This window comes from Pseudomonas sp. Sample_23 (genome assembly GCF_004307595.1).
Lineage (GTDB): Bacteria > Pseudomonadota > Gammaproteobacteria > Pseudomonadales > Pseudomonadaceae > Aquipseudomonas > Aquipseudomonas atacamensis.
Genome location: NZ_RCNX01000048.1, coordinates 110,838 through 119,299, shown reverse-complemented (window position 1 = coordinate 119,299; position 8,462 = coordinate 110,838). Strand labels below are relative to the sequence as shown.

General features: G+C 61.7%; 6 protein-coding genes. All 6 read right to left on the bottom strand.

All coding sequences use genetic code 11. The features are described from left to right. A partial coding sequence (locus tag D8U82_RS13080; RefSeq protein ID WP_016773512.1) for an L-serine ammonia-lyase occupies positions 1-1,375 on the bottom strand: 1,375 nt, incomplete at its 3' end. A gap of 204 nt (positions 1,376-1,579) precedes the next feature. Continuing rightward, positions 1,580-4,432 carry an aminomethyl-transferring glycine dehydrogenase gene (gcvP, locus tag D8U82_RS13075; protein WP_130902309.1) on the bottom strand — a complete coding sequence of 951 codons (2,853 nt, stop codon included), beginning with the start codon at positions 4,430-4,432 and terminating at the stop codon, positions 1,580-1,582. Between the two features lie 11 nt (positions 4,433-4,443). After that, positions 4,444-4,827 carry a glycine cleavage system protein GcvH gene (gene gcvH / locus D8U82_RS13070; RefSeq protein WP_016773514.1) on the bottom strand — a complete coding sequence of 128 codons (384 nt, stop codon included), beginning with the start codon at positions 4,825-4,827 and terminating at the stop codon, positions 4,444-4,446. A gap of 450 nt (positions 4,828-5,277) precedes the next feature. After that, positions 5,278-6,786, bottom strand: a complete 1,509-nt coding sequence (locus D8U82_RS13065; protein ID WP_110646607.1) for a sigma-54-dependent transcriptional regulator — start codon at positions 6,784-6,786, stop codon at positions 5,278-5,280. A 247-nt stretch (positions 6,787-7,033) separates the two neighbouring features. Next, positions 7,034-7,396, bottom strand: a complete 363-nt coding sequence (locus D8U82_RS13060; RefSeq protein ID WP_130902308.1) for a DUF5064 family protein — start codon at positions 7,394-7,396, stop codon at positions 7,034-7,036. Between the two features lie 62 nt (positions 7,397-7,458). After that, complete coding sequence (arcC, locus tag D8U82_RS13055; RefSeq protein WP_016770621.1) at positions 7,459-8,388, bottom strand: carbamate kinase; 930 nt, start codon at positions 8,386-8,388, stop codon at positions 7,459-7,461. Positions 8,389-8,462: the final 74 nt, after the last annotated feature.

The window sequence follows — 8,462 nt, the reverse complement described above, 5'->3', positions numbered from 1 at the left end:
AGCATTCGATAATGTTGACCGCCAGGCCGCCGCGGGCGGTTTCCTTGTATTTGCTTTTCATGTCGGCGCCGGTCTGGCGCATGGTGCGGATGACTTTGTCGAGGGAGACGAAATGCTGACCGTCGCCACGCATCGCCATGCGCACCGCGTTGATGGCTTTCACCGAACCCATCGCGTTGCGCTCGATACAGGGCACCTGCACCAGACCGCCGATCGGGTCGCAGGTCAGGCCGAGGTTGTGTTCCATGCCGATTTCCGCAGCGTTCTCGACTTGCTGCACGCTGCCGCCGAGCACTTCGCACAAGGCGCCGGCCGCCATCGAACAAGCCACGCCGACCTCACCCTGACAGCCGACTTCGGCGCCGGAAATCGAAGCGTTTTCCTTGTAAAGAATGCCGATCGCGGCAGCGGTCAGTAGAAAACGTACGACACCGTCGTCATTCGCCCCGGGGATAAAACGCATGTAGTAATGCAGCACCGCCGGAATGATGCCCGCCGCGCCATTGGTGGGCGCAGTAACCACGCGCCCGCCGTTGGCGTTTTCTTCGTTGACCGCCAGTGCATAAAGATTGACCCAGTCGAGCACCGACAGCGGATCGCGCAGCGCCGATTCCGGGTTCTTGCACAATTGCCGATGCAGCGCCGCCGCCCGGCGTTTGACCTTCAAGCCGCCCGGCAAAATGCCTTCGTTACGACAGCCGGCAGCGACGCAGTCCTGCATCACCTGCCAGATTTTCAGCAGGCCGGCACGGGTTTCCGCTTCAGGGCGCCAGGCGCTCTCGTTGGTCAGCATCACCTGACTGATCGACAGGCCATAGGTGGCGCAATGACCGAGCAAATCCTTGGCACTTTTGAACGGGAAGGTCAGCGGCGTGGCGTCTTCGACGATGCGATCGGCGCCGGCGGCATCTTCATCGACAACGAAACCACCGCCGACCGAGTAATACTCGCGGCTGCGGATCTGAATCCCCGCCGCATCGAAGGCGCGAAAGATCATGCCGTTGGGGTGGTAGGCCAACGGTTTGCGGATCATCGCCAGATGTTCTTTCTCGTTGAACGCGATGCTGTGTTCACCGAGCAGATTCAGTCGGCCATTGCCGCGAATTTCTTGCAGGCGCGCGGCGACGGTTTCGGTGTCGACAGTGTCCGGGTGTTCGCCTTCGAGGCCGAGCAGCACGGCTTTGTCGCTGCCGTGTCCTTTACCGGTAGCGCCGAGCGAACCGTACAGCTCGACACGCACGCTGGCGGTGCTGGTCAGCAGGTTTTCCCGGCGCAGCCCTTCGGCGAAACGCGCAGCAGCACGCATCGGGCCGACGGTGTGGGAACTGGAGGGACCGATGCCAATCTTGAACAGGTCGAACACGCTTAACGACATGAGTGGTTCTCCGGTTTCTTGTTATGGGGATTGGCGCAGTTTGACATCGGTGCAGATCCCTTGTGGGAGCGAGCCTGCTCGCGAAAGCGTCGGATCAGCCAACATTTACGCTGGCTGAAATGGCGCCTTCGCGAGCAGGCTCGCTCCCACAGGGGGATCTAGGGTGTTGCTGAAATCGGGGCCGATATTCAGCCCCTCATTCCATTAAGCGTAGCTTTCGATCGACGGGCAGGCGCACACCAGGTTGCGATCGCCGAAGACGTTGTCGACGCGGCCGACCGGCGGCCAGTATTTGCCTTCGATCAGCGACGCGACTGGGTAAACGGCTTGCTCGCGGCTGTACGGGTGGGTCCATTCGCCAACCAGTTCCGCTGCGGTGTGCGGGGCGTTTTTCAGTGGGTTGTCTTCCTTGTCCAGCGTGCCGTTTTCCACTGCGCGGATTTCTTCGCGGATGCGGATCATCGCGTCGCAGAAGCGATCGAGTTCTTCCTTGGATTCGCTTTCGGTCGGCTCGATCATCAATGTGCCGGCGACCGGGAACGACATGGTCGGCGCGTGGAAGCCGAAGTCGATCAGGCGTTTGGCGACGTCATCGACGCTGATGCCGCTGCTGTCTTTCAATGGACGCAGATCGAGAATGCACTCGTGCGCCACCAGGCCGTTGCTGCCGGTGTAGAGCACTGGGTAATGCTCTTCGAGGCGACGGGAAATGTAGTTGGCATTGAGGATCGCCAGTTGCGAAGCGCGCTTCAGACCAGCGCCGCCCATCATGCGAATGTACATCCAAGTGATCGGCAGAATGCTTGCGCTGCCGAACGGTGCTGCGCAGACCGCGCCTTCCTTGCGTTCCATCTGGCCGTGGCCGGGCAGGAACGGGGTCAGGTGCGATTTGACGCCGATCGGGCCAACGCCCGGGCCGCCACCGCCGTGCGGGATGCAGAAGGTTTTGTGCAGGTTCAGGTGCGAGACGTCGCCGCCGAACTTGCCCGGTGCGCAGAGGCCGACCATGGCGTTCATGTTGGCGCCGTCGATATACACCTGGCCGCCGTTGTCGTGAATGATCGCGCAGATCTCGCGGATGCCTTCTTCGAACACGCCGTGGGTCGACGGGTAGGTGATCATCAGCGCAGCGAGGTGCTCGCGGTGCTCGATGGCTTTGGCGCGCAGGTCTTCGATGTCGACGTTGCCGCGGGCATCGCACGCGGTGACGACCACGCGCATACCGGCCATTTGCGCGGTGGCCGGGTTGGTGCCGTGGGCCGACGACGGGATCAGGCAGATGTCGCGGCGCTCGTCGCCACGGCTCTGGTGGTAGGCGCGGATTGCCAGGAGACCTGCGTATTCACCTTGTGAGCCGGCGTTCGGTTGCAGCGAAATCGAGTCGTAACCGGTGGCGGCGCAGAGCATCGCTTCCAGCTCGTCGGTCAGTTGCTGGTAACCGGCGCTTTGTGCGGCCGGGGCGAACGGGTGCAGCGCACCGAATTCGGCCCAGGTCACCGGGATCATTTCGCTGGCGGCGTTGAGTTTCATGGTGCACGAGCCCAGTGGAATCATCGTGCGATCCAGTGCCAGGTCCTTGTCCGCCAGTTTGCGCAGGTAGCGCATCAGCTCGGTTTCCGAGTGATAACGGTTGAACACCGGGTGGCTGAGGATCGGCGACTGGCGCACCAGCTCAGCAGGAATGGTGCTCTGCACCGAGGCGGCCAGCGCAGCGAAGTCCGGCAGGGTCTTGCCGTCGGCGAACAGGCCCCACAGGGTTTCGATATCAGCCTGAGTGGTGGTTTCGTCGACCGACAGGCCCAGACGTTCAGCGTCGATCACACGCAGGTTGATCTGCGCAGCGTGCGCCTTGTCGTGCAGCGCGGCGGTGTGCGCGCCGGTGGCAACGGTCAGGGTGTCGAAGAAGTTTGCCTGCTCGACTTGAGCGCCCAGCGCGGTCAGGCCCTTGGCCAGAATCGCGGTCAGGTGATGCACGCGGTTGGCGATCTGGGTCAGGCCTTTCGGGCCGTGGTAGACGGCGTACATGCTGGCGATATTGGCCAGCAGCACCTGGGCGGTGCAGATGTTCGACGTGGCCTTCTCGCGGCGGATGTGTTGCTCGCGGGTCTGCATCGCCAGACGCAGCGCTGGCTTGCCGAAACGGTCAACCGAGACACCGACCAGACGGCCCGGCATGTCGCGCTTGAACGCATCTTTAGTCGAGAAATAAGCGGCGTGCGGGCCACCGAAGCCCAGCGGCACGCCGAAGCGTTGCGCCGAACCGATGGCGACGTCGGCACCGAATTCGCCCGGTGCGGTCAGCAGCGTCAGGGCCAGCAAATCAGCGGCCACGGCGACCAAAGCGTTGGCGGCGTGGAAACGCTCGGTCAGCTCGCGGTAGTCGAACACATCACCGTTGCTCGCCGGGTATTGCAGCAGCGCGCCAAAGAACGGCGTGACGTCAGTCAGTTCGCGCTCATCGCCCACGACCACGTCAATACCGAGCGGCTCGGCACGGGTGCGCAGCACGTCGAGGGTCTGCGGATGGCTGTGGATCGAGGCGAAGAACTGGTGGCTGCCCTTGTTCTTGCTCAGGCGTTTGCAGAAGGTCATGGCTTCGGCAGCGGCGGTGGCTTCGTCGAGCAGGGAGGCGTTGGCGATCGGCAGGCCGGTGAGGTCGCTGATCATGGTCTGGAAGTTCAGCAGCGCTTCGAGACGGCCCTGGGAAATTTCTGGCTGGTACGGCGTGTAAGCGGTGTACCAGGCCGGGTTTTCCAGCAGGTTACGCAGGATCGGCGACGGCGTGTGGCAGTTGTAGTAGCCCTGGCCGATGTAGGTCTTGAACAGCTGATTCTTGCCGGCGATGGATTTGATCATCGCAAGGGCGTCGGCCTCGCTGAGGCCGTCGTCCATGCCGAGCACGCTGGTGCCCTTGATGCTTTCGGGGATGACGCTGGCGCTCAGGGCTTCGAGGGAATCGAAGCCGAGGCTGTTGAGCATGGCTTGCTCGTCACCGGCGCGCGGGCCGATGTGACGGGCGATGAATTCGTTGGCGGTGCCGAGATTGATGGCGGTCATGGGGTAATTCCTCAGGCTTCGGCTTGGGCTTTGATCAGGCGGTCGTAAGCGTCCTGATCGAGCAATTTGCCGACAGCGGCGGCGTCGCTTGGCTGGAAGCGGAAGAACCAGCCTTCGCCCAGCGGATCTTCGTTGACCAGCTCAGGAGCGTTTTCCAGCGCCGGGTTGACTTCCAGCACGTCGCCATCGAGCGGCATGTACACGCCGCTGGCGGCTTTCACCGATTCCACGGTGGCGGCTTCTGCGCCTTTTTCGTAAGCCTGCAGCTCAGGCAGTTGCACGAATACCACGTCGCCCAGGGCGTTCTGCGCGAATGCGGTGATGCCGACAGTGACACTGCCGTCGGCTTCGGTGCGCAGCCATTCGTGATCTTCAGTAAAACGCAACTCGCTCATGGAAACTCCTCAGGGGCCAGACTCGTCTGGTGGACGCGGTGGAAAGCTTGGGGCGGGGAAGCCCTTAATAGATGAGGAGGCAGGTAGCAAGAATGCGGCCAAGGTTAATTTATCTATATAAATCAATGGCTTGGTTTTTTTAGCTGGATGTAGGCAGGTTGCGCCTGTAGCGAAATCGCTACAGCTTGGGGCGAGGAGAAAAGCTTAATCGGATCAAAGCGTTGCGCAGCGCTGGTCACAGGCGGGTGTAGCGATATCGTTCCGCTGTAGCGCTTTCGGTACAGATGGAGGTCGTTTTTGGACGGATTTCGAATCCGCCATAAATCCTGTGGGAGCGAGCCTGCTCGCGAAGACGGTGTGTCAGGCGCCAGCTATTTTGCTGATAGACCGCTTTCGCGAGCAGGCTCGCTCCCACATGGGGAATTTCCTGCAATAGGGATGCGCGGTGAGTCAGGGTTTATTGGGAATGCCGTATTTGCGCAGGCGATGGGCAATGGCGGTGTGCGAGGTCTGCAAGCGGCTCGCCAATTGCCGGGTCGAGGGGTAGCTGACGTAGAGCTTTTCCAGCAGCTCTCTTTCGAACGATTCGACCGCTTGCTCGAGGCTGTCGACATCGGTATCGGCCTGGCGCGCCACCGAAGTGCCGGCGATGTCGAGGTCACCGATATCGACCAGGCTGCTCTCGCAAATCGCCGCTGCGCGAAAAATCACGTTCTGCAATTGCCGCACGTTGCCCGGCCAGCGATTGCCGAGCAGCGCCGGATAAGTGCCGGGCGCCAGGCGGCAGACAGGGCGCTGGATCTGCGCACAGGCTTGCTGCATGAAGTAGCGCGCCAGCAGCAGGATGTCCTGACCGCGTTCACGCAGCGGCGGCACTTCGACGTTGAGCACGTTGAGGCGATAGAACAGGTCCTCGCGGAACAGGCCTTCGCTGACCATTTTTTCCAGATCGCGGTGGGTCGCGCTGAGGATGCGCACGTTGACCTTTACTTCCCGATCACCACCGACGCGGCGGAAGCTGCCGTCGTTGAGAAAACGCAGGAGTTTGGCCTGCAAGTACGGCGACATCTCGCCGATTTCATCGAGGAACACCGTGCCCTGGTTGGCCAGTTCCATCAGCCCCGGTTTACCGCCACGCGCCGCGCCGGTGAAGGCGCCGGGGGCGTAGCCGAACAGTTCGCTTTCGGCGAGGTTTTCCGGCAGCGCTGCGCAGTTGAGGGCGAGAAACGGAGCGCTGTGCCGCGCACTGATGGCATGGCAAGCGCGGGCGACGAGTTCTTTACCGGTACCGGTTTCGCCTTGAATCAACAGTGGTGCATCAAGGGCGGCGACGCGTTGCGCGCGGGCCTTGAGTGTGCGGATCGCCGGAGACTCGCCGAGCAGCGCGTCGAAGCCTTCGGCATGATCGTGGTGCAGTGCCGAGAGTTGTTCGCCGATGCGGTTCGGTTGATACAAGGTCAGCAGGGCGCCGGCGTCGGTGATCGGCGTGGCGTCGAGCAGCAGGGTCTGGCCGTTGACGGTGATCTCGCGCAGCGGCAGGCGAAAGCCGTTTTCCAGCAGGGTGTCGAGCAGACCGGGATCATTGAACAGCGCCGAGACGCTTTCGCCGGCCGGTTCGCGACCGTACAGGGCAATCAGCGCCGGATTGGCCAGCAGCACCTTGCCGGCGCTGTCGAGGGCCAGCACCGGGTCAGTCATCGCCGCGAGCAGGGCATCTAGCTGCAGATGCCGACGCTGGCCGGGCAGGATATCGACCACGGTCACCGCTTCCACGCCGAGCACGCGAAACAGCGCATCTTTCAGTTCTTCGAGCACTTGCGGGCTCAGCGTCGGCGCGTCGATGTAGACGTTCGGCGGGATCATCTCCACCGCATCCAGATTGAGATTGCGCCCACCGAGGATAGCCAGGACTTCCTGGGTGATGCCGACGCGGTCGATGAAGCTGACGTGAATACGCATGGGGGCGGTTCAGTGATCTGCAGAGCGGAGGGGGGCAAGTATGCCTTAAATCAAAAGCCCCCTCACCCCAGCCCTCTCCCGGAGGGAGAGGGAGCCGACCGAGGTGTCTGAGGTTATGCATCGACCTGAAAGTTACCGGGCGATTATGGATTCAGTGATGCAGGATCAGTTCGACGCAATGCTGCAGCATCCCCCAATCGGTTCCCTCTCCCTCCGGGAGAGGGCTAGGGTGAGGGGCTTTTGATTTTTATTCGAAATGCTCGAGGTTCACCGGATTCCCCGATTGCATATTCAACTTCTGCCGAATGTCTTCAAACATCAGATCGTAATGCTTGTGCACCGAGCCGATCTGGCTGTGGGTCTTGGGGATTCCGTACTTCTCGGCAATCTGCGTGACATCGCGGGCGAAGTTGTAGGCCTCTTCCTTGGGCAGGAAAAACGTCTCCTTCATGTCCTTGCCCTGCATGCTGCCGTGCAGGGTGAACTGAATCCCTTTGCCTTTCTGTGGATCAGTGAACACTTCATAGTCCAGATGCACGTTGTAATTGACGTCATCGTCGGTCAACGCGTGCCGCTCGATGTGCAGATGACCGGGTTCGAACAGGGCCATTGAGCTACTCCTTTCAAGGCATGGAAGCGGGGCAGGCCTTGAGCCTGCCCCGGCGTTTATTGTTATCGGTAGCTGATCCCCGGCTTCGCCGTGCTGACCCGCGTACCGGCGGTGCCCTGGACGATGGCTTCGATATCGGCCAGCGAACCGATCACCGCGACCTTGCCAGTATGGCGCGCGAATTCGCAGGCTGCCTGCACCTTCGGTCCCATGGAGCCGGCGGCGAAACCAAGGCGTTCGAGTTCGTCCGGGTGGGCTTCGGCGATGGCTTTCTGCGTCGGCTTGCCGTAATCGATGAACGCTGCGTTGACGTCAGTGGCGATCACCAGCAGGTCGGCTTCCAATTGCTCGGCAAGCAACGACGAACACAGATCTTTGTCGATCACCGCCTCGATGCCTTTGAGGTTGCGCTGCTCGTCGTACATGGTCGGAATGCCGCCGCCTCCGGCGCAGATGACGATGCTGCCCTTGTCCAGCAGCCACTTGATCGGGCGGATTTCGAAGATGCGCTTCGGCCGTGGGCTGGCGACGACGCGGCGGAATTTGTCGCCATCGGCAGCAATTGCCCAGCCTTTCTCGGCGGCGAGTTTTTCCGCTTCGGCTTTCTCGTAGACCGGGCCGATCGGTTTGGTCGGGTTCTTGAATGCCGGGTCGTTGGCGTCGACTTCGACCTGGGTCAGGAGTGTGGCGAACGGCACTTCGAAGTCGAGCAGATTGCCCAGTTCCTGTTCGATGATGTAGCCGATCATGCCTTCGGTTTCAGCGCCGAGCACGTCCAGCGGGTAGGGGGTGACAGAGGTATAGGCCGCCGCTTGCAGCGACAGCAGACCGACTTGCGGGCCATTGCCGTGAGCGATGACCAGTTGGTTGCCGGGATGGATCTTGGCGATTTGCTCGGTGGCGATGCGGATGTTGGCGCGCTGGTTGTCAGCGGTCATCGGCTCACCACGGCGGAGCAGGGCGTTACCGCCCAGGGCTACGACGATACGCATGGTGCAATCCTTCTAAGCAGAGGAATGGCAAACGACTCGATCTCCCTGTCGGAACCGATATCCCTGTGGGAGCG

Coding starts and splice junctions, on each gene's coding strand:
- arcC (WP_016770621.1), bottom strand. CDS start 8,388: ATGCGTATCGTCGTAGCCCTGGGCGGTAACGCCCTGCTCCGCCGTGGT.
- gcvP (WP_130902309.1), bottom strand. CDS start 4,432: ATGACCGCCATCAATCTCGGCACCGCCAACGAATTCATCGCCCGTCAC.
- gcvH (WP_016773514.1), bottom strand. CDS start 4,827: ATGAGCGAGTTGCGTTTTACTGAAGATCACGAATGGCTGCGCACCGAA.
- D8U82_RS13065 (WP_110646607.1), bottom strand. CDS start 6,786: ATGCGTATTCACGTCAGCTTCATCGACCGCGTCGGCATCACCCAGGAA.
- D8U82_RS13060 (WP_130902308.1), bottom strand. CDS start 7,396: ATGGCCCTGTTCGAACCCGGTCATCTGCACATCGAGCGGCACGCGTTG.